The sequence below is a fragment of the Enterobacter sp. PTB genome (genome assembly GCF_051130085.1).
Classification (GTDB): Bacteria; Pseudomonadota; Gammaproteobacteria; order Enterobacterales; family Enterobacteriaceae; genus Enterobacter; species Enterobacter ludwigii.
In genome coordinates this window covers 114,769-136,217 of the sequence record NZ_JBDKEE010000007.1, presented here as the reverse complement: position 1 = coordinate 136,217, position 21,449 = coordinate 114,769, and the positions used below count along the sequence as shown (strand labels likewise).

Below are 21,449 nucleotides of genomic sequence, written 5' to 3'. Positions count from 1 at the left end.
AACAAATTAAGCGAGAAAAATAATGTTTACTACGAGGATAAAATTATTCCTATTGCTGGTAGCTGTTTGGATCGCTGGCATTTTTGCCACGCTTTTGTGCGGCCGTTTGCTGATAGCCTTTGTTACCTATTTTTTCATCGGGCAATTTGATTTTCCAATGAGTGATCTTGTTGAAGCTGTTAACCTTTCCATTAGTGGTGGGGTAATCATTGGAGGAATACAATGCTTTATGTCGAAAGAAAAGAATCCACCCCGGTGAGCAGGAGATGAGGATATAGAGTTACTCCAGCCTGTCCACCCTCGTCTCCCCCTCCACCATCGACAGCTGATACAGCGAAAACGACCGCTGCTTCTCAATCAACTTCGCCAGCTCCGGCGAGTGGCTGGTGAGCCAGATCTGCGAGTAGCGGCTGGCCTCGGCGATTAAGCTTGCCAGCGCGGGCAGCATCTGCGGGTGCAGGCTATTTTCCGGTTCGTTCAACGCGATAAAGGCCGGTGGGCGCGGGCTTAACAGCGCTACCGCCAGGCACAGGAAGCGCAGCGTCCCGTCGGAAAACTCCGCCGGTTCCAGCGGCCTGCTCAGCCCCTCGCGCTGCATCATCATGCGAAAGCGGCCGCCGGTGTTGTCGCTGTAAAATTCGCAGCCGGGGAAGGCCTGGTCGAGAATGCGCATCAGCAACATTTCATCGCCAATCTCGACAATGGTTTGAAATGCGGCCGCCAGGTTGGCGCCGTCGCTGGCCAGTACCGGGGAGCGGAAACCGACCTGCGGGGCACGCATCGCCGAGCCGGATGAGACGGAAAATTCATGGTAAAAGCGCCAGTTACGCAGGGACTCCCGCATCTGCGACACTTCCGGGTAGAGATGCGGTTCGCCGAGCTGCCCGAACACCGATTCGTTTTCATACAGCGTGCCGCTGTGAGTCACTTTTTCGTGGTGCACGTTGTTGAGAAATACCGCCTGATTCCTGCGCTTCATCAGCTGTGATGAAGGGCGACGGCGCTGACCGGTAAGCCAGATGGACTCTTCTTTAATGACCGGATCGAGCTGAAACTGGGAGGGATAGGGCAGTTGCTCGACAAAGCCCACCTGCAGCTCGTACTCGTAAGTGTCCGTTTCCACCGCGAGGTTCATCCGCCGGAGCTGGTCGCTACGGGTCTTACCTGCCCAGAACACCTTCAGAATACCGCCTTCATTTGCCAGCGCCTGGGAGAACTGCCCCTGCGCCGCGCTGTGCATCAGGTATATCGCCTTGTAGATATTCGATTTCCCGGTACCGTTGGGGCCGAAGACGATATTGAGCGCTTCCAGCTCCAGCGACATGTCGCGAATCGAGCGGTAGTTTTGGATATGCAGGCTTTTGATCACAGGCAGGCTCCTTTTTTGCACTGTAGGCCTGTATATAATTACAGTCTTTAAGGTTAAATGCAAAAAAAGAGACGACAGTGAGGGTGTCGTCTAAACGGGGTACTGCTTTGGGCCTCTGAGGGTCAATGGGGCCTTCGCATTTTTATGATCACTTGACTGCCAGACGCAGACCCAAATCATCAGGATAGGGATCAAAGTAGTTTTGCGTCATCAGATACCGGTCAGGGTATTCGGCCAGGTAGTGCTTCAGCAGCGTGATCGGCGCGAGGATGGGCAACTGCCCGTTACGGTAGTGCAGGATCACGTCGCGAAGTTCGCCGCGCTGGCGGCTGTTGAGCTGGTTACGGAAATACCCCTGAATATGCATCAACACGTTGGTGTGATTTTTCCGCGAGGCAGGTTTTTTCAGGATGGTCATCAGCTTTTCGCGGTACGCCACAAAGAAGGCGTCCAGATCTTCCCACTCGTGCAGCGTGGCAACGAACGGGCCGATTTCACGATAACCCGCCTGATGGTGCGCCAGCAGCTGAAGTTTGTAGCGGCTGTGGAAGTCCAATAGCGCACGGCGCGTCAGACCCTGGGCGCGCAGTGTGTTCAGTTCATGAAGCGCGAAAACACGCTCAACAAAGTTTTCCCGCAACACCGGATCGTGCAGGCGGCCATCTTCTTCCACGGGTAACCACGGCAGGGTTTCAAGGAGGGTGGCAGTGAACAGCCCGACACCCTCCTTGCGGCCCCGGTTGCCGTTTTCATCATACAGCCGCACGCGTTCCATGCCGCAGCTGGGGGATTTTGCACAGACGATAAAGCCCGCCAGATCGCCGATTTTAGGCAGATAATCTGCCGTAAAGTCAGCCATCTTTTGCGTGACGTCTTCGTGCGGGGCGTGGCTAAAACGCATCTGGGTTTCACCGCTGTCCGTCACGATAAGACGCAGTGCAGGGCGTGGCGTCGGCAAGCCGATGGCCATCTCAGGGCAGACGGGCCTGAAATTCACCCACTGGGCCAGTTCGTCCATGACAAAGCCCATACGCTTATGTCCGCCGTCGAAGCGAACGGCGGAACCGGTCAAACATCCGCTAATACCGATTACAGGTTTCATTGTCATGGTGTGTGTCTCCAGTTCGTATATCTAAAACTTACACAACATGAGTAATTTGTCCAAGTATTGGCGGAGTTATTTTTTATTATCCTTTAGAATCAATGCGGCTTAACTGCCCTTGTAGGTCGAGTAGCCGTACTGGCTCAGCAGAAGCGGGATGTGAAGTTTCTCGTTGGTTCGGGTCACGGTAAATAGCACTGGGATCTCCGGGAAGAAGGTGTCCAGCTTTTTGCCGTGGAAGTAATCAGCGGTTTTAAAGGTCACTTTATACACGCCTGGCTGCATGTCCTGATCCTGCGGATAGAGTGATTTGATACGTCCGTCGTGGTCGGTTTTGCCGCTGGCAATCTGGGTCCATGTGTTCTGCTGCTGCTTCTCCAGCGTGACGGTAACGTCAGATGGTGGCATCCCGGTTTGCTGGTCGAGAATATGTACGCTCAGGGTGCCGGCAGGGGCGCTAAACGCGGCAGGGGTAAAGGCCATGGCGGCCAGCATCAGCAGAGGGGTTGTTTTTTTCATTGTGTTTTCCTGTGGGGTTGTCAGTCACAGGAAAACGTTAGCATTTGCGGGACGGAAAAATATTCAACTTTTCGTGAAGTTTACCGCAGGAGAAAATAATCAGAGGATAATCACTTCAAGGGATACCTGCTGCTGCCACTGCGCCACCTGCTTTTTCCGTGCGGCGGTCAGTTTACCACTGGTCACCAGAAGCCATTTGCGCTCGGGGAAAATTTCAGGCGCCAGTGACGTGGAGGGGGTAGGCAAAATATCGATACGGTGTCCTTGTCCGGTACGCGTCAGGGCCTCGAGCCAGATTTCACATGGGTCATTCAGGTACCAGCCACTAAGCAGGATGTTATCACCCGGCGCTTTTTTGTCGCCTTCAAGGCAGAACGAGGCGTAGGCGATGATAATGCCGTCGAGGATCTCGCGCAGGGTCATGGCGGCAGGGATGTTGGCTGACATCTGGCTGCGCAACGGACGCAGCACATTTGCAACCAGCTCTGGCCTGGGGTATTCGCGGCCGGCGTCGTAAATCATCTGGCGCAGGGACTCAATTTTCCCGTCCTGCAGGCGTTGCAGCATGGTCTCAAGCAACGTTTGCCAGTTGTTGGTCCGGCGCGGGACGGGGCGTTCCAGTAGCGGTTTGACCTGGCCGATGGGCACACCTTTTTTCACCCAGTCGAGGATTTTCAGTGCCTGCTGGACGTCCTCATCACTGTACTGGCGATGGCCGCCCTCCGTGCGCTGTGGCTTGAGTAAACCATAGCGACGCTGCCATGCCCGCAGCGTCGTGGCGGTGATCCCGCTGAGTCTGGCGAATTCGCCGATGGAGTAAGCCATGTCCGTGTCCAGAGTGGAGGAATACTCTCAATATACTACGAATTTTCCCTCACGGGATGAAGCGCCGTAACGGTGCACTACACTTTACTTCCAACCGTGCAAATGAAAGGAATTCTCATGAAACTATGGCCTGTTGTGACTGGTGTCGCCATTGCCCTGACTCTGGTGGCCTGCAAATCCCCTATGCCACCGAAAGGCGTAAAGCCCATTTCAAATTTTGAAGCCAGCCGCTATCTCGGCAAGTGGTATGAAGTCGCCCGCCTGGAAAACCGCTTCGAACGCGGGCTGGAGCAGGTGACCGCCACCTATGGCGAGCGCAGCGACGGTGGCATCAGCGTGCTTAACCGGGGTTTCGACCCGGTCAAAAACAAGTGGAATGAGAGTGAAGGCAAAGCGTACTTTACCGGCGAACCGACGACGGCAGCGCTGAAGGTGTCGTTCTTCGGCCCCTTCTACGGCGGCTATAACGTGATCAAGCTGGACGATAAGTACCAGTATGCGCTGGTGAGCGGGCCGAACCGCGACTATCTGTGGATCCTGTCTCGTACGCCGAGGATTCCGGATGCCGTGAAACAGGACTACCTGAATACCGCACGCAGTCTGGGCTTCAAGGTTGATCAGCTGGTGTGGGTTAAGCAGTGAAGATCGTGCTTTCTTCGTAGGGTTTTACTGGCTCGCCTGGATAGACTTCCGTTAAAAGCTCAACGGGAGACGACGACATGAACTGGCAGCCTTTTCGCGGCGACGCACCGGAAAATATGACCATTTTCAGTGCGTCATTTCCGGATATTAGCGACCAGTGGCCGATGAAGGACGACACTGCCCGTGAGATCAATTCGATTAACCGGGCGTTGAAAGCCGACCCGGCGCTTCGTCCTCCGTTGATTGAATACGAAGAGGGGGGACAGGCCGTGCTTGTCCCACAGAACCGTTATTCCGGGCAAGCCTACCGCAATCGTCCGGCGCTCACCGCGTGGCGTACCCGGCTGGTTCCCTCTGCGCTGGCGCTTTTTGTGGTGCAAAACCCGCTGGAGGAGCGCCTGCCAGACGGAACCCGAATGGACAGCGACAGCCGCCAGTGGTTTATCCATGCGAACGATGCCATTGGTGTGCGCTCCCGTGCAAAAGTACTGGCTGCGATGGTGGATAAATACATCCGCAACGGGAACGATAACAATTGGGTGAGCCTGGCGAGCGGGGCTGCAATTCCCGTGCTGGAGGCGCTGCGCGAGGCGAAGCTCGAAGGCCAGCAGGTGTATCTGACGCTGGTGGATAAAGACCCTGTGGCGCTCAGTTGGGCCGAAACCATGGCGGCGCAGGAAGGCATTATCGTGGGTGAACAGCTGACCCTGCTCAGGCGCAACTTGCTCCATACGCTGGTGCGTAACGAAGATTTACTGCATGAGCTGGGCGAGCATCAGGCCGAACTGGTGGATGCGCTGGGGATTTTCGACTATTTCAACGATGCCGATGCGGTGATTTTCCTCCAGCGTGCGCTGCGGCTGATAAAGCCCGGCGGGGCGGTGATTGTCTCGAATATGCTGGCCAGCAGCCCACAAATCGATTTTATTTTGCGCTGTATCGGCTGGGAGGATATTTACCCGCGGACGCTCCGGCAGCTGCAGGATATTCATATCGCGGCAGGCGTGCCGGTGGAAAACGTCACCGTGGTGGTCCCGAAAGACGGGGTGTATGCGGTGATGGAGATTAAGGTGGGGGATGACAAACCGCACGGTCAGTTCCCTCTCCATGAGGGAGAGGGCTAGGGTGAGGGGGGACAGGGCGCTAGAATATTTACCGTTCCTCAGTTGTTCGGTTTACCCGAACAACTACCATGAAGGATTAGCTGGTTTCTTTATTCTCAATGTCTGTTAGGGATTCTTGCATTTCATGCTCTATCTGCTGACCAGTCTCCTGAACCAACTTCCGGGCCATTTCCTTGATACGCTCTCGACTTTCACAGGTTCGAGAGTTTATTACTTCATTTAAGGTCTTCATTTTATTGCCTCCATGCTTCTGGATACTTGATTTAATCTCTGCACTCTATAATGATCCCCCTCATGAAAATCGAAACCGCACACCCCTCACACTTCGAACGCCTGGTCGCGATCTGGGAATCCTCCGTCCGCGCCACCCATCACTTTTTACAGGAAAGCGATATTGCGGCCCTGCGTCCGTTATTGCTCAATGCCTATCTGCCCAATCTCAAGGTTATGATTGCCCGCGATGAAGCGGGTGTTATTCATGGCTTTTTAGGCGTCGATGAAAACCGCATTGAAATGCTGTTTGTTGATGCGGCGAGCCGGGGGAAGGGCGTGGGTAAATTACTGCTGAATTATGCCATTGCGCATTTTGGTGCGAATGAAGTGGATGTAAACGAGCAAAACCCGCAGGGCGTTGCGTTTTATCAGCATATGGGGTTTGTGCAGGTGGGGCGCTCAGAACTGGACGGACAAGGGAATGCATTTCCGTTGTTGCATATGTGGTTGGGTGAGTGAATGCTAACTTAACGCAGATATCCTACTCGTTAGATATAAAATGCAACGCGTTTTGTCGTTCAGGAATTAGACCTCACGATTAAAGTTTGGCTACCGTAATATAACCGAACAAATCAATATCAACCTAATTAATTAGTTTAAACACATGGATAAAGTTAAGGCCTGAATATTTGTGGGTGAGAAAACTAAAAAGGATGACTTAAAAATTACTGAAAAGCAGAAGAGTCACATAAAAAATTTTAGTGAATAGATTTAATTATTATTTAGGTTTAAAGGTGGAACAAATATGAGAATAATCTCTTCAAAGAATTTTGGCGGAAGATCACAGGAGTCGAACCTGCCCGGGAACGCTGGCGTCCCCAACTGGATTTGAAGTCCAGCCACCTCACCGGAGATGACGATCTTCCGCGCCTGCATTGCTACATGGAGGCGGGGCGCATTATAGCTACTTTCAGGCATTTACCACATACCCCGGCACACTTTTTTCACCTCTCTTTTGACCTTAACACCCCTGTTTCAGTTAATTCCTAAGAAAATCCTCAGGTTAGCATTTCGTGCTCGTCAATATTTACCGCGATCACAAAAAACAAGAAACGTAACCAGCTAACCAGAAAACGCAATACCCGCTCCTGAAACAATGGTTTAAAAATCTGTAACCGGTCTCAGCGCCCCCTACAGCGTGAAGGATAAAAAAATGAGCGACGTATTGTCAGTAAAAGAGAAGATTGGCTACGGCATGGGTGACGCCGCCAGCCACATCATTTTTGATAACGTTATGTTGTACATGATGTTTTTCTATACCGATATCTTCGGCATTCCTGCCGGGTTTGTCGGCACGATGTTCCTGCTGGCACGTGCGCTGGATGCGATTTCGGACCCGTGCATGGGCCTGATCGCCGACCGTACCCGCAGCCGCTGGGGTAAATTCCGGCCGTGGATACTGTTCGGTGCTATCCCGTTCGGCATTGTCTGCGTGCTGGCCTACACCACGCCGGACCTCAGTCTCAACGGCAAAATGATCTATGCCGCCATTACCTACACGCTGCTGACGCTGCTCTATACCGTGGTTAACATCCCTTATTGTGCACTGGGCGGGGTGATCACCAACGACCCGACGCAGCGTATCTCTCTGCAGTCCTGGCGCTTTGTGCTGGCGACCGCGGGCGGCATGCTCTCGACGGTACTGATGATGCCGCTGGTTAACCTGATTGGTGGCGATGACAAAGCGTTCGGTTTCCAGGGCGGGATCGCCGTGCTGTCGGTGGTCGCGTTCCTGATGCTGGCGTTCTGCTTCTTCACCACCAAAGAGCGCATCCAGGTGCCGCCGAGCACCACCTCCATGCGCGAAGACCTGCGAGATATCTGGCACAACGACCAGTGGCGTATTGTTGGTGTGCTGACCATTCTTAATATCCTCGCCGTCTGCGTGCGTGGCGGTGCGATGATGTACTACTGCACCTGGATCATGGGCTCGCCGGAAATCTTTGTCGCGTTCCTCACCACCTACTGTGTCGGCAACCTGATTGGCTCTGCGCTGGCGAAACCGCTCACCGACTGGAAATGCAAGGTCAGCATCTTCTGGTGGACCAACGCCGCCCTGGCAGTGGTCAGCGTGGCGATGTTCTTCGTTCCCATGCATGCCACGGTGGTGATGTTCACCTTCATCTTTGTGATTGGGGTGTTGCATCAGCTGGTGACGCCGATCCAGTGGGTCATGATGTCCGATACCGTCGACTACGGCGAATGGACCAACGGCAAGCGTCTTACCGGCATCAGCTTCGCGGGCACGCTGTTTGTGCTGAAACTCGGCCTGGCGCTGGGCGGGGCGATGATCGGCTGGATGCTGGCAGGGGGGGGTTATGACGCCGCAGCTAAAACCCAGAACAGCGCGACCATCAGCATCATTATCGGCCTGTTCACCCTGGCCCCGGCAGTCTGCTACGTGCTGAGCGCCATCATCGCCAAACGCTACTACACCCTGAAAACGCCCTTCCTGACCAAAATCATGAGCGAGCTGGCACACGGCGCGCGCCGCAATCAGCAGGAGTTTGACAACCTGCCGGTGAGTAAAGAATTACAGAACTAAGAGGACGAGAGTATGAAAATCAGTGATGGAAACTGGCTCATTCAACCGGGCCTGAACGTCACCTGCCCGGTTCAGGTGTTCGATGTAGAGCAGCAGGGCAATGACCTTGTGGTGTACGTGGCGCCGCGTGATGTACGAGAACGTACCTGGCAGCTTGATACCCTGATGTTCACCGTCCGTCTTTTCTCCCCGCAGGAAGGGATTGTTGGCGTGCGTATCGAGCACTTCCAGGGCGCGCTGAACAACGGTCCGCACTATCCTCTGAATGTCATCAAAGAGGTGAACGTTGAGATTGAAAACAATGACGAATTTGCTGAGCTGAAAAGCGGTCACCTCAGCGTGCGCGTCACCAAAGGCGAGTGCTGGGCGCTGGATTTTCTGCGCAACGGACAGCGTATTACCGGCAGTCAGCTGAAAAACAACGGTTACGTGCAGGATACCCGTACCGATCGTCATTATGTTTTTGAGCGTCTGGATCTGGGCGTAGGTGAAACGGTCTACGGCCTCGGCGAGCGCTTTACCGCGCTGGTGCGTAACGGCCAGACGGTCGAGACCTGGAACCGCGACGGCGGCACCAGTACCGAGCAGTCATACAAAAATATCCCGTTCTATCTGACCAACCGCGGCTACGGGGTGCTGGTGAATCACCCGGAAAACGTCTCGTTCGAAGTGGGTTCGGAGAAAGTCTCCAAAGTGCAGTTCAGCGTCGAAGGGGAGTATCTGGAGTACTTCGTGATCGACGGCCCGACGCCAAAAGAGGTCCTGAATCGTTATACGTGCTTCACCGGGCGCCCGGCACTGCCCCCGGCGTGGTCCTTCGGCCTGTGGCTCACCACTTCGTTTACCACTAACTACAATGAAGCCACGGTGAACAGCTTTATTGATGGCATGGCCGAGCGCGACCTGCCGCTGCATGTCTTCCACTTCGACTGCTTCTGGATGAAGGCCTTCCAGTGGTGTGATTTTGAGTGGGACCCGGTGACCTTCCCGGATCCGCAGGGGATGATCCGCCGCCTGAAGGAGAAAGGGCTGAAGGTTTGCGTGTGGATTAACCCGTACATCGGCCAGAAGTCGCCGGTATTTCGCGAACTGAAAGAGAAGGGCTACCTGCTCAAGCGCCCGGACGGCTCCCTGTGGCAGTGGGACAAATGGCAGCCGGGCCTGGCGATTTATGACTTCACTAACCCGGACGTGTGCCGGTGGTATGCCGACAAGCTGAAAGGCCTGGTGGATATTGGCGTCGACTGCTTTAAGACCGACTTTGGCGAGCGCATCCCGACGGACGTCCAGTGGTTTGACGGTTCCGATCCGCAGAAGATGCACAACCACTACGCATACCTTTATAACGAACTGGTGTGGAACGTACTGAAAGAAACGGTGGGCGCGGATGAGGCGGTGCTGTTTGCCCGCTCGGCGTCGGTAGGTGCGCAACAGTTCCCGGTGCACTGGGGTGGCGACTGTTACGCCAACTACGAGTCGATGGCGGAAAGCCTGCGCGGCGGGCTGTCGATTGGTCTGTCCGGCTTTGGCTTCTGGAGCCATGACATCGGTGGATTTGAGAACACCGCGCCGGCACACGTCTACAAACGCTGGTGCGCGTTTGGGCTGTTATCCAGCCACAGCCGCCTGCATGGCAGCAAATCTTACCGCGTACCGTGGGCGTACGATGATGAGTCCTGCGACGTGGTGCGTCACTTCACTCGGCTGAAATGTCAGATGATGCCGTATCTCTATCGCCAGGCTGCCCTGGCTCGCGAGTATGGCACACCGATGCTGCGGGCGATGATGCTGGAGTTCCCGGACGATCCGGCATGCGATTACCTCGACCGTCAGTACATGCTGGGGGAGTCGGTGATGGTAGCCCCGGTGTTTTCTGAGGCCGGTGACGTGCAGTTTTACCTGCCGGAAGGGCGCTGGACCCATCTCTGGCATAACGATGAAATCGAGGGCAGCCGCTGGCATAAACAGCAGCATGATTTCCGCAGCCTGCCGGTCTATGTGCGCGATAACACCCTGCTGGCGTTGGGCAACAATCAACAGAAACCGGACTACGCCTGGAACGAGGGGACAGCTTTCCAGCTGTTTAACCTGGGCGATGGCGCGATGGCGGTGAGCGAAGTGCCTGCGGCGGACGGTTCTGTGGCATTTACGCTGAAAGCCACACGCAGTGGCGACACCGTGACCATTACCGGCACAGGTGACGCACGAAACTGGTCGGTCTGCTTGCGCAACGTGCAGAAACTGAGTGGCGTAAAAGGCGGCTCAGAGGCCGGAAGTGAGTGGGGCGTGGTGGTGAAAACGGAGGGTAATGAGGTGGTGGTACACCTTTAATTTTCCTCACCCTAACCCTCTCCCCAACGGGGGGAGGGAAGGGTTTGCTTCTTCTTCCTTTCAGGGAGAGGGCTGGGGCGAGGATAGTGTCGACACCTCTCCCCCCGTCATCGTCTGTTGCACCTGCTGTTTATCCATATTTACCGCGTTCAGTTTCCCGTTAACCGTCGGTTTCAGCGGTGCGTTGGCCTGCACGCTGCCGCTGGCGGTTAGCTGGATATTGCCATCACCGCCAATGGGTAGCGCCGGCCAGCCCCACGCCTGCAGCACGTTGAGCGGCACGCCGCGTCCGTTCAGGCTGATTGTGGTCTGCCGTGGCGGAAGCTGTGAAACCGTCGCCGTGGCTTCCAGAATGCCTTTTTCGGTGAAAGCGCTCAGGTCGGTAATGTTTACCGTTGAGGCGTTAGCGTTCAGCGCCAGCGACGGACGACGCACGTCCACGCGGTTAAAGGTCGCCGCCGCGCCGTTCAGCGTTGCGCTGCCACCCCATACGCCCCACTGGCGATCTTTCGCCAGCTGCAGGTTCGCACCATAGCCATCAAGAGAGGTGATTTGCCACGGGAAGGCCGGGTCGATATCGATAACCAGGTTGCGGCTCAGGCCGAATTTTTTCAGCGTCAGGCTGTTCAGCCATTCCGGTAACGGCTCCATCCACAGCGTTTTCCAGTTCTGCGGCAGGGTGTATTCCAGCCCGGCGATGGCGACATCGTCCAGCACCAGCGCGTTACCTTCGCGCAGCCAGTTACCGGAAGCGCGTACCATGCCGCCCTCCCAGCGGGAGGTAAACTGGCGCAGCGCCACGCCTTGCGGGGAGAACTCCGCATTCATGATCGGGTCAAACAGATGCAGAGAGCCATAAATAAACTCGCTGGCGTTCATGGACAAACGCCCCTCCTGACTTTGCCAGTCGCCTTTGCTGAGTGTCAGGTTGCGCAGGCTTAAATCGAGATCGGTCACCGCCCAGTCCGGCCCCTGCAGGCGTGCGTCAGTCACTTCCAGACGACCAATCTGCAGCGAGGGAATGGTGGTCAGAGGCGCGAAGAAATCCACCAGTGACTTATCGCTTTGCAGGCGGATCTCATTCAGACGCATAGTGTCGATAATCCAGCTGCCGTCAGCGTTGCGCAGGGCGGACCCGGTGAGCGAACCGCGCGCCATATCGGCACCAATGGTGTTCAGCACCACCTCTTTGCCGTTGAGCTGCCCCTGGATCAGCACGTTGGTGGCCGGCACGCCGTTCAGGGTAAGCGAGCCTGCGCTCACCTGGATCTGTGCGTTTTTACCCAACACATTGCCTGCTTCTGGCTGCCACGGGCTGACGCCGCCCGTCACTTTCTGTGCGCTGAGATCCCATTCCGTATTGGGGCTGTTAAAGGCCATGTTGTTCAACTGCAAACGGTCCGCCTGGAACGGGAGCGGTGCCGTCTGAGGAGAAAGATTAAGCGTGCCATCGAACAGGGTAATGGTGTCCATGTGCAGCGGATCGGTGACCTGTCGGCTACTCAGACCAATATCGACTTTCCTGGCCACCAGCGTGGCGGGTTTACCGTCGCGGCCAAACGTGACGTTTTCCAGAATGATGTGGGAAGGTGACGAAAAGCGGTGATCCATCAGATCGAAATTGAGTTCGTAATCGGTATTCACCGTTATCCAGTTGCTGGCCTGAGATGCTCCCCAGCGGGTCTGGAGCAGAATATAGAGCGCCAGCACCACAATGATCAGGGCCACCAGAAGATAGACGAGTACCTTTCCAATAAATTTCATGGTCTTCCATCCCGCGAAACGCACATAAGGGAGTTATGCACGATTTATGCGCAATGCTCAAGGCGGGAATGGTGTAAAGAGATGTCACGGCAGGCGTTGACAGCCTGCCGTGAGGGCGATCAATTTTTCTCAGGCGGGAAAACGAGGTTCAGAACAATCGCGGTGATACCGCCTGCCGCAATGCCGGAAGAGAGCAGGTTTTTCACCCAGTCCGGGGCAAACTGCAGGATCAGCGGTTGCTGTGAAACACCCAGACCCACGGCCAGCGACAGGGCAATGATCATGATGGCGCGGCGGTTCAGCGGTTCGCGGGAGACGATACGTACACCAGAAGCCGCGATGGTCCCGAACATCACCAGCGTTGCGCCGCCCAGCACCGGTTCAGGTATATGCTGCACAAAACCGCTTACCGCCGGGAACAGGCCGAGGACGATCAGCATCAGTGCCACCACAAAACCAACGTAGCGGCTGGCAACGCCAGTCAGCTGGATCACGCCGTTGTTCTGGCCGAAGCAGGAGTTCGGGAAGGTGTTGAAGACCGCAGAGACAAACGAGTTCAGGCCGTTCGCCAGCACGCCGCCTTTCAGGCGTTTCATATACAGCGGGCCGGAGACCGGCTGCTCGGAGACATCAGACGTGGCGGTGATATCGCCAATCGTCTCCAGCGAGGTGATCATAAAGACCAGCATCAGCGGCAACAGCAGGCCCCAGTCAATGCCCAGGCCGTAGTACAGCGGCGTTGGAATGGTGATCAGCGCACTGTTGGTCTGCGGGGTGTTCTCCGGCAGCATACCCAGCGCCCAGGCCAGCAGATAACCGGCCGCCATGGCGATCACCAGCGATGCCACACGCAGATACGGGTTACGCTGACGGTTAAGCAGAATAATGATTGCCAGCACCACGCCGGCCAGCAGCAGGTTTTTCGGTGCACCAAAAGTGTGGTCGCTCATTGCCGCATAACCGCCACCGATGGAGGTCAGGCCAACCTGAATCAGCGACAGGCCAATGATCATCACCACCACGCCGGATACCAGCGGCGTGATCACGCGACGCGCCAGGTGCAGTACCCGGGAGATCACCATCTCGGTGCAGCTGGCCAGCATCAGCGTGCCAAACAGCGCCGCCATCATGGTCGGAACATCCGCGCCGCCGGTTTTGAGGGCTGTACCGCCCATGATCAGCGGTGCGACAAAGTTAAAACTGGTGCCCTGGATCGACAACAATCCAGACCCCACCGGGCCCCACGCTTTAATTTGAATAATGGACGCCACGCCGGAGGCAAAGAGGGACATACTGATGATGTGCTGTGTATCCTGAGCCGGTAAACCAAGCGCCTGGCAGATGAGCAGCGCCGGTGTGATCACCGCAACGAACATAGCCAGCAGGTGTTGGCAGGCGGCAAAGAGCGTCTGAGGAAGAGGCGGACGGTCTTCAAGGCGGTAAATCAGTTCGCTATTTTGCTTCTGCGCAATCGGTTGCGCATCGGGAGACTCAAGGGTGTTAACGGACATCGGCGGCAATCCCACGGTGGAAAAGCGGGCATTTTATCTGACCACCTGGTAAAAGCAAACGATTGCCAACAAAAAAAGACAAGAAAATCTGCTGCTGTGAGCAGGTTTTCTACAACCCATGGGGAAAAAAAATTACACTTTTTGCGCCGGCGGCTCATGAGGAGCGCAAGCCGGCCCAGGATAACGCCGCGTGTGTATGGAACACGCGCATAACAGGAGCCTTTTATGATTCATCTCGATACGTTGTCGACCCTTGTTGCCGCAACGCTGGTCTTACTGCTTGGCCGTAAGCTCGTACACAGCGTTTCCCTTCTGAAGAAATACACCATTCCTGAACCTGTTGCCGGCGGACTGCTGGTGGCGCTGGCCCTGCTGGTGCTGAAGAAAAGCATGGGCTGGGAAATTGATTTTGATATGTCCCTGAAAGATCCGCTGATGCTGGCCTTCTTTGCCACCATTGGCCTGAATGCCAACCTGGCGAGCCTGCGGGCGGGTGGCAAAGTGCTCGGCGTATTTCTGATCGTGGTGGTAGGACTGCTAGTGATGCAAAACGCCATTGGTATCGGGATGGCCACGCTGCTGGGGCTGGATCCGCTGATGGGGCTGCTGGCCGGATCAATCACCCTCTCTGGTGGCCACGGTACCGGGGCGGCGTGGAGCAAGCTGTTTACTGAGCGCTACGGCTTTGAAAATGCCACCGAAGTGGCGATGGCCTGCGCCACCTTCGGTCTGGTGCTGGGCGGCCTGATCGGCGGGCCGGTGGCGCGGTATCTGGTAAAGCACTCTGGTACGCCAGACGGAAGACCGGACGATGAGCTGGTGCCCACTGCCTTTGAAAAACCCGACGTCGGACGCACCATCACTTCGCTGGTGTTGATTGAAACTATCGCGATGATTGCCATTTGCCTGACGGTGGGCAAAGTGGTTGCGCAATGGCTGGCAGGTTCAGCGTTCGAGCTCCCGACGTTTGTGTGCGTGCTGTTTGTTGGGGTGCTGCTGAGTAACGGTCTGGCGCTGATGGGTTTCTACCGCGTATTTGAACGTGCCGTATCGGTGCTTGGTAACGTCTGCCTGTCGCTGTTCCTGGCGATGGCCCTGATGAGCCTCAAGCTCTGGGAGCTGGCCTCACTGGCGCTGCCGATGGTGGCTATTCTGGCCGTTCAGGCGCTGTTTATGGCGTTCTACGCCATGTTTGTGACCTGGCGCATGATGGGCAAAAACTACGATGCAGCAGTGCTGGCGGCCGGGCATTGTGGGTTTGGTCTAGGGGCAACGCCGACGGCTATCGCCAACATGCAGGCGATCACCGAACGTTTTGGGCCTTCGCATATGGCGTTTCTGGTGGTCCCGATGGTCGGGGCGTTCTTCATTGATATCGTCAACGCGCTGGTGATCAAGCTTTACCTGATGCTGCCGATGTTTGCCTGAGATCAGGCGTTGGAATAGCGTTCGGTTTCCGGCATCCAGCGCTCAATTAACGCTGCCGCCTGTTCGGGGTAGCGCTCATGAATATGGCGTGCGAGGCGCTGAACTTCGGGGATCATGGCCTGATCGCGCAGTAAATCCGCCACTTTGAATTCGGCATTACCCGTCTGACGCGTGCCCAGCAGTTCGCCTGGGCCGCGGATCTCCAGGTCTTTTTGTGCAATCACAAAACCGTCGTTACTGTCGCGCAGCACCTGCAAACGCATCTGTGCGGTTTTCGAGAGCGGTGCTTTGTAGAGCAGCACGCAGTGAGAGGCGACAGCACCGCGGCCAACGCGGCCGCGCAGCTGATGGAGTTGCGCAAGGCCAAGACGCTCCGGGTTTTCGATGATCATCAGGCTGGAATTGGGCACGTCTACGCCCACTTCAATCACCGTTGTGGCAACCAGCAAATGCAGTTCACCCTGTTTGAACGACTGCATCACCGCCTGTTTCTCAGTAGGCTTCATCCGCCCGTGAACCAGACCCACGTTCAGCTCGGGCAGCGCCAGTTTCAGCTCTTCCCACGTCGCTTCCGCAGCCTGCGCTTCAAGCAGTTCAGACTCTTCAATTAACGTGCAGACCCAGTAGGCCTGACGGCCTTCGTGAGTGCAGGCGTTGCGCACGCGGTCGATGATATCGCTCCGGCGCGTGTCCGGAATGGCGACCGTGGTGACCGGTGTACGGCCCGGCGGCAGTTCGTCGATAGTTGATGTATCGAGATCGGCGTAGGCGGTCATTGCCAGGGTGCGCGGGATAGGCGTGGCAGTCATGATCAGCTGATGCGGATGGAAGCCCTGCTGCAGCCCTTTCTCCCACAGCGCCAGACGCTGGTGTACACCGAAGCGGTGTTGTTCGTCGATAATCACCAGGGCAAGACCATTAAACTGCACCTGCTCCTGGAAAATCGCGTGCGTGCCGACAATCATCTGTACCTGACCGCTGGCAATGGCGTCCTGTTGTGCCTGACGCGCTTTACCTTTTTGCTTCCCGGCAAGCCAGCCCACTTCAATCCCAAGCGGGGCAAACCACGCGCGGAAGTTATTAGCGTGCTGTTCAGCCAGCAGTTCGGTGGGGGCCATTAGCGCCACCTGCCTTCCGTGGGCAATCGCGCGCAGGGCAGCCAGGGCTGCAACCAGCGTTTTACCGGACCCCACATCCCCCTGAACCAGGCGCATCATGGGCACATCAAGCGCCATATCGCGTTCAATCTCGGCCGTGACGCGTGCCTGTGCACCGGTAGGTTTAAACGGCAGGGAGGCCAGCAGCTTATCTTTGAGTTCATCTCGCGGGCTTAAGGGCTGGGCATGAAAACGCTGCGCGCCCGCCCGTACCGCCAGCATGCTCAGGTTATGGGCCAGTAATTCCTCAAGGATAAGACGCCGTTGAGCGGGGTGTTTGCCGCTTTCCAGGTCGCTAAGCTGCAGGGTTGGCGGCGGGCGGTGCAGGGTGCGCAGCGCCTCGGGCAGACTCATCATGCCCTGAGCCAGCTCAGGCGGCAGTAGCTCGGTAATGGCGCAGGTATCCAGCAGTTCCAGCGCCTGGTCAGTGAGTTTACGCAGCGTTGCCTGCTTGATGCCTTCGGTCGTCGGATAAACCGGGGTCAGGGTCTCCTGCAGCTCCGGCGTGCTCAGATCTCCCTGAACGCGATACTCCGGGTGGATCATCTCTGCGCCGTATTTCCCGCGTTTGGCTTCACCATAGGCCAGCACCCTGCGACCGGTCGCAAGGCTGTTTTTCATGGCCGCATTGAAGTTGAAAAAGCGCATGGTGAGAATGCCGGTGCCGTCGCTGATCTGACAGGTCATCATCCGGCGTCCGCCAAAGGTGATATTGCAGTTCAGTACTTCGCCTTCAACGGTGGCGTAAATGGCAGGCAGCAGATCGCCAATCTTATAGAGTTGGGTGCGGTCTTCATAACGCAGGGGGAGATGGAGCAGGAGATCCTGCACGGTGTGCAGGCCAATTTTTGCCAGTTTACTGCTTTGCGCCGCACCTACGCCCGTCAGGCTATTGAGCGGTATGGCATCCAGCAGACGGCCTTTCATCGGTTATCCTGCGTACTGCATGGTGGCCCACCACTCGGCATCGGCTTCAATTTCGCCCTGCGCGTTGACGTGGGGGTACGGCAGTTTTTTCTGTTTCGCGACGCGAGCCAGCACCGGGTAACCACCTTCGAACAGCAGGCGCTGCTGCTCCTCTTCCGGCAGCATGCTGTTGCTGCGCTTGTACATACCCGCGTTCTGACGCTGGCGCTGCGCTTCATAGAGAATGAGCGCAGAGGCCACGGAGACATTGAGAGACTGCACCATGCCGATCATGGGGATGATGATATCCTGATCCGCCAGATCCAGCGCTTCCTGGGTGATCCCGGTTTTCTCCTGACCCATCAAAATACAGGTCGGGCGGGTGTAGTCGATCTCACGAAAATCGACGGCTTTTGCGGACAGGTTAGTGGCCAGGACCTGCATACCGCGACCTTTCAGGTGCGATACGGCTTCGCCAATAGTCTGGTGGGTTTTGACAGACACCCAGCTGTTACTGCCTGCGGCAGTTGAAGCCATGGTTCGCATGCGGGCACCCGGCCAGACGGCGTGCACTTCATGCACGCCTACGGCGTCTGCGGTACGGACAATTGCAGAGACGTTATGAGGTTTGTGGACCTGCTCCATGCAGACCGTCAGGTCAGGCTGACGCCTGGCGAGCATTTCGCAGATACGCTCGTAACGTTTTGAATTCATAAGTCTAGTTTCGGTTACGGGTGACTTTAATCACGTCCGGCATCACGCGGATCTTGCGCATAATGTTCGCCAGATGCACGCGGTCACGGGCGGTCAGACGAATAAAGGCGCTGTAGACGCGGCCATCTTTCTCTTCCGTGTTCAGGCTCTGAATGTTGGAAGAGGCCGTATTGATTGCTGCCGTCAGGTTCGCCAGGGCACCCTGGTGGTTGAACATATCCACCTTAATTTCGGTGATAAATTCCTGTGCCGTCTCTTTATCCCACTCGACTGCCATGAACTTCTCCGCCTCTTTTTGATAACCGCGGATGTTACGACAGGATTCGTGGTGGATAACCAGCCCTTTACCCGGACTGACGTGCGCAATAATCGGGTCACCCGGGATAGGACGGCAACATTTCGCGAAGGTGATAAGTACGCCGTCCGCGCCTTTGATCGGCAGATGACCGTGGCTTTGCGTCGTCGTCGGGATCGCCGTGGTATCACCCTGCTGCAGGTTCTTCGCCACGACCACGCTCATGGCGTTGCCGAGACCGATTTCTGCCAGCAGGTCATCAAGCGAGGCGAGCTTCATGCGCTCCAGCTCACGCTGAATGTTCTCTTTCGGGATTTCAGCCAGCTTACGGCTACCACCCAACGCATGGTTGAGCAGACGACGCCCCAGGCTGACAGAATCATCGCGCTTGAGGTTTTTCAGCAACTGGCGAATTTTGGCGCGTGCTTTGGAACTCACGACAAAGTTCAGCCAGGCCGCGTTCGGACGTGCGCCCGGTGCGGTAATAATTTCCACCGTCTGGCCGCTGGAAAGTGGCTGAGAGAGCGGATAAGGCTGCCTGTCGACACGCGCGCCCACGCAGGCGTGGCCGATATCGGTATGCACGGCGTAAGCAAAGTCGACCGGCGTAGCGCCTGCAGGTAGTTCGACAATGCGGCCTTCTGGGGTGAAAACGTAAATCTCATCCGGGAAGAGATCGGATTTAACGCTCTCGATAAATTCAAACGAGCTACCTGCACTCTGCTGCAGCTCCAGCAGGCTTTGCATCCAGCGCTGGGCGCGGATTTGTGCGGTTGTACTGCTTTCGCCACCGTGCTCTTTATAAGCCCAGTGTGCAGCCACACCCATCTCCGCCATCTGGTCCATGTCTTCGGTGCGGATCTGCACTTCAACAGGCACGCCGTGTGGACCGATCATCGAGGTGTGCAAAGATTGATAGCCGTTCGCTTTTGGAATGGCGATGTAATCTTTCATGCGCCCTGGACGCGGTTTGTACAGGCTGTGCATCTGGCCCAGCACGCGGTAGCAGGTATCAGAGTCGTGGACGATCACGCGGAACGCGTAGATATCCATGATCGAATGAAAACGCTGCTCTTTGAGCACCATTTTGCAGTAGATGGAGTACAGATGTTTTTCGCGACCGCTGACGCGGCACGGAATTCCCGCTTCCTGTAAACGTCCTTCAATTTCAGAGAGGATCTTTTGAATCATCTCTTTACGGTTGCCGCGTGCGGCTTTCACCACCTCTTTAATCACGCGATAGCGGTTCGGGTATAACGCTTCAAAACCCAGCTCTTCCAGCTCGGTTTTAATGTGGTGGATACCTAAACGGTGCGCCAGCGGACTGTAGATTTCGAGGGTTTCACGGGCAATGCGGCGACGTTTGTCCGGGCGAAGTGAGCCCAGCGTGCGCATATTGTGGGTACGGTCAGCAAGTTTGATAAGAATGACGCGGATATCCTGCACCATCGCCATAATCATCTTGCGAAAGTTTTCGGCTTGCGCCTCTTTCTTGTCGCGGAATTTCAGCTTATCAAGCTTAGAGACCCCTTCCACCAGCTCGGCAACGCTTTTGCCAAACAGCTGTTCCATATCCTGGTAGGTGGCAGGGGTATCTTCGATCACATCATGCAGCAGGGCAGCCATCAGCGTTTCGTAGTCGAGTTTCATCTCGGCCAGAATACAGGCCACCGCTACCGGGTGCGTGATATAGGGTTCACCGCTTGAACGTGCCTGGCCCTCGTGAGCGTCACGTGCAACGAGATACGCCTGCTGAAGACGCTTAATCTGGTCTTCAGGCAGGTAAGTTTGAATCAGTTGATTCAGGCTTTCAAACAGATACAAGGGCGACCCGCAGGTTTAATTAACGACGACCTTCAGCAATGGCGGTTACGGCCTGCAGTTCTGCGGCTTCCTGCTCTTGCTGCTCCTGGCGCTCACGTACGTCGAGGATCTGATTGTTGATCAGACCTTCTTCGATTTCGCGAAGTGCAATAACGGTAGTTTTATCGTTTTCTTCCGGTACCAGCGGATCTTTACCGCCTACCTGCATCTGACGAGCGCGACGCGCGGCGACCAGCACCAGGTCAAAACGGTTACCAATTTTCTCTACAGCGTCCTGAACAGTTACGCGTGCCATACTTAAAATGCTCCACAGGTGAAGAAATGACTGGGCATGATACTGAAAGTGGGTTCAGTCTGCCAACAGTTTGGTGATTAATGCGTCATGTCGCTGCTTCTGGCGGCTCATACGCAAACGTTCTGCGCGAAGAATGGTTTTGAGATCGCTCAGCGCGGCATCAAAATCATCATTCACAATAAGGTAATCATATTCCGCGTAATGGCTCATTTCTGCAACTGCCTGCTCCATACGTCGGGCGATCACTTCCTCGCTGTCCTGACCGCGGCCACGCAGTCGGCGATCCAGCTCATCTTTCGATGGCGGTAAAATAAAGATACTGCGTGAATCAGGCATTTTCTTGCGAATCTGCTGTGCGCCCTGCCAGTCGATATCCAGGAACACATTTACGCCCGTGGCCAGAACCTGCTCAATGGTTTCACGCGAAGTGCCGTAGTAGTTACCGAAAACTTCTGCGTGTTCAAGAAACGCGTCTCTGCCAATCATCGCTCTGAATTCATCGTGATCAACAAAGAAATAGTGTTCACCGTGCACTTCACCCGGACGCGGTTTACGCGTGGTGTGAGAAACAGAAACCTGTGTGTCGTACAACGGTTGGGTTTTTAACAGTGCCTGAATAAGGCTGGATTTACCCGCGCCACTAGGGGCAGAAACAATATAAAGCGTGCCTTGAGCCATGAGAGTCTTTTGTATGTGTTAACGAAGAAGTCCTACATACGGGCTTATTATACACGTCGCCGCTGTGTGACGTAGCCTTTGTCACACTTTTTCCCCTGCATTATTGAATTTTGCGCCCCGTTTTCAGGTTTTACAGCTGTTTTGCAG

18 protein-coding genes and 1 tRNA gene are annotated in these 21,449 nt (G+C 55.8%); 6 read left to right on the top strand and 13 right to left on the bottom strand.

The window, feature by feature from the left end; genetic code table 11:
• Positions 1 to 280 precede the first annotated feature (280 nt).
• From AAIR21_RS11210 to AAIR21_RS11195, 4 genes are all read right to left on the bottom strand, one after another.
• Positions 281 to 1,369, bottom strand: a complete 1,089-nt coding sequence (locus AAIR21_RS11210) for an AAA family ATPase (RefSeq protein WP_183516841.1) — start codon at positions 1,367 to 1,369, stop codon at positions 281 to 283.
• Between the two features lie 148 nt (positions 1,370 to 1,517).
• On the bottom strand, positions 1,518 to 2,477 hold the full coding sequence (locus AAIR21_RS11205) for a YbgA family protein (RefSeq protein ID WP_020882705.1): 960 nt from the start codon (positions 2,475 to 2,477) through the stop codon (positions 1,518 to 1,520).
• A gap of 102 nt (positions 2,478 to 2,579) precedes the next feature.
• Positions 2,580 to 2,990, bottom strand: coding sequence for a hydroxyisourate hydrolase (uraH, locus tag AAIR21_RS11200; RefSeq protein ID WP_014168029.1), 411 nt, complete (start codon positions 2,988 to 2,990; stop codon positions 2,580 to 2,582).
• A gap of 99 nt (positions 2,991 to 3,089) precedes the next feature.
• Entirely contained in the window at positions 3,090 to 3,815 is a 726-nt protein-coding gene (locus AAIR21_RS11195) for a MerR family transcriptional regulator (protein WP_014168030.1), read from the bottom strand.
• A gap of 117 nt (positions 3,816 to 3,932) precedes the next feature.
• On the opposite strand from AAIR21_RS11195, the gene AAIR21_RS11190 reads away from it, so the two are divergent.
• Positions 3,933 to 4,457 (top strand): lipocalin family protein, encoded by a 525-nt coding sequence (locus AAIR21_RS11190; protein WP_183516842.1) that lies wholly within the window; start codon positions 3,933 to 3,935, stop codon positions 4,455 to 4,457.
• A 77-nt stretch (positions 4,458 to 4,534) separates the two neighbouring features.
• The gene (locus AAIR21_RS11185; RefSeq protein WP_183516843.1) at positions 4,535 to 5,581 is read left to right on the top strand and encodes a class I SAM-dependent methyltransferase; all 1,047 of its coding nucleotides are present in this window, start codon (positions 4,535 to 4,537) and stop codon (positions 5,579 to 5,581) included.
• 76 nt (positions 5,582 to 5,657) lie between these two features.
• On the opposite strand, the gene AAIR21_RS11180 is transcribed toward AAIR21_RS11185, so the two are convergent.
• Entirely contained in the window at positions 5,658 to 5,813 is a 156-nt protein-coding gene (locus AAIR21_RS11180) for a hypothetical protein (RefSeq protein ID WP_183516844.1), read from the bottom strand.
• Positions 5,814 to 5,875: 62 nt separating this feature from the next.
• Between AAIR21_RS11180 and AAIR21_RS11175 the strand changes: the two genes are divergently transcribed.
• On the top strand, positions 5,876 to 6,313 hold the full coding sequence (locus tag AAIR21_RS11175; RefSeq protein WP_183516845.1) for an acetyltransferase: 438 nt from the start codon (positions 5,876 to 5,878) through the stop codon (positions 6,311 to 6,313).
• 312 nt (positions 6,314 to 6,625) lie between these two features.
• On the opposite strand, the gene AAIR21_RS11170 is transcribed toward AAIR21_RS11175, so the two are convergent.
• Positions 6,626 to 6,720, bottom strand: a tRNA-Sec gene (locus AAIR21_RS11170).
• Between the two features lie 287 nt (positions 6,721 to 7,007).
• Between AAIR21_RS11170 and AAIR21_RS11165 the strand changes: the two genes are divergently transcribed.
• The gene (locus tag AAIR21_RS11165; protein WP_020882700.1) at positions 7,008 to 8,399 is read left to right on the top strand and encodes a glycoside-pentoside-hexuronide family transporter; all 1,392 of its coding nucleotides are present in this window, start codon (positions 7,008 to 7,010) and stop codon (positions 8,397 to 8,399) included.
• A gap of 12 nt (positions 8,400 to 8,411) precedes the next feature.
• Complete coding sequence (yicI, locus tag AAIR21_RS11160; protein ID WP_183516846.1) at positions 8,412 to 10,730, top strand: alpha-xylosidase; 2,319 nt, start codon at positions 8,412 to 8,414, stop codon at positions 10,728 to 10,730.
• Between the two features lie 60 nt (positions 10,731 to 10,790).
• Here yicI and AAIR21_RS11155 read toward each other — a convergent pair whose 3' ends face one another.
• Both AAIR21_RS11155 and xanP read right to left on the bottom strand, forming a co-directional pair.
• Positions 10,791 to 12,494, bottom strand: coding sequence for an AsmA family protein (locus AAIR21_RS11155; RefSeq protein WP_183516847.1), 1,704 nt, complete (start codon positions 12,492 to 12,494; stop codon positions 10,791 to 10,793).
• Positions 12,495 to 12,613: 119 nt separating this feature from the next.
• The gene (gene xanP / locus AAIR21_RS11150; RefSeq protein ID WP_032679316.1) at positions 12,614 to 14,005 is read right to left on the bottom strand and encodes a xanthine/proton symporter XanP; all 1,392 of its coding nucleotides are present in this window, start codon (positions 14,003 to 14,005) and stop codon (positions 12,614 to 12,616) included.
• A gap of 225 nt (positions 14,006 to 14,230) precedes the next feature.
• On the opposite strand from xanP, the gene gltS reads away from it, so the two are divergent.
• Positions 14,231 to 15,433, top strand: coding sequence for a sodium/glutamate symporter (gene gltS, locus AAIR21_RS11145; RefSeq protein WP_047954870.1), 1,203 nt, complete (start codon positions 14,231 to 14,233; stop codon positions 15,431 to 15,433).
• 2 nt (positions 15,434 to 15,435) lie between these two features.
• Here the strand turns inward: gltS and recG are convergent, their stop codons facing one another.
• From recG to gmk, 5 genes are read right to left on the bottom strand one after another with little or no spacing between them, the layout of a single operon-like run.
• Entirely contained in the window at positions 15,436 to 17,517 is a 2,082-nt protein-coding gene (recG, locus tag AAIR21_RS11140) for an ATP-dependent DNA helicase RecG (RefSeq protein WP_020882696.1), read from the bottom strand.
• A gap of 3 nt (positions 17,518 to 17,520) precedes the next feature.
• A complete protein-coding gene (gene trmH, locus AAIR21_RS11135; protein WP_014168042.1) occupies positions 17,521 to 18,210 on the bottom strand; it encodes a tRNA (guanosine(18)-2'-O)-methyltransferase TrmH in 690 nt (229 codons plus the stop codon).
• A gap of 4 nt (positions 18,211 to 18,214) precedes the next feature.
• Complete coding sequence (spoT, locus tag AAIR21_RS11130; protein ID WP_014168043.1) at positions 18,215 to 20,329, bottom strand: bifunctional GTP diphosphokinase/guanosine-3',5'-bis pyrophosphate 3'-pyrophosphohydrolase; 2,115 nt, start codon at positions 20,327 to 20,329, stop codon at positions 18,215 to 18,217.
• A 19-nt stretch (positions 20,330 to 20,348) separates the two neighbouring features.
• Positions 20,349 to 20,624, bottom strand: a complete 276-nt coding sequence (gene rpoZ, locus AAIR21_RS11125; protein ID WP_000135058.1) for a DNA-directed RNA polymerase subunit omega — start codon at positions 20,622 to 20,624, stop codon at positions 20,349 to 20,351.
• A gap of 54 nt (positions 20,625 to 20,678) precedes the next feature.
• Complete coding sequence (gene gmk, locus AAIR21_RS11120) at positions 20,679 to 21,302, bottom strand: guanylate kinase (protein ID WP_014168044.1); 624 nt, start codon at positions 21,300 to 21,302, stop codon at positions 20,679 to 20,681.
• Between the last annotated feature and the right edge of the window lie 147 nt (positions 21,303 to 21,449).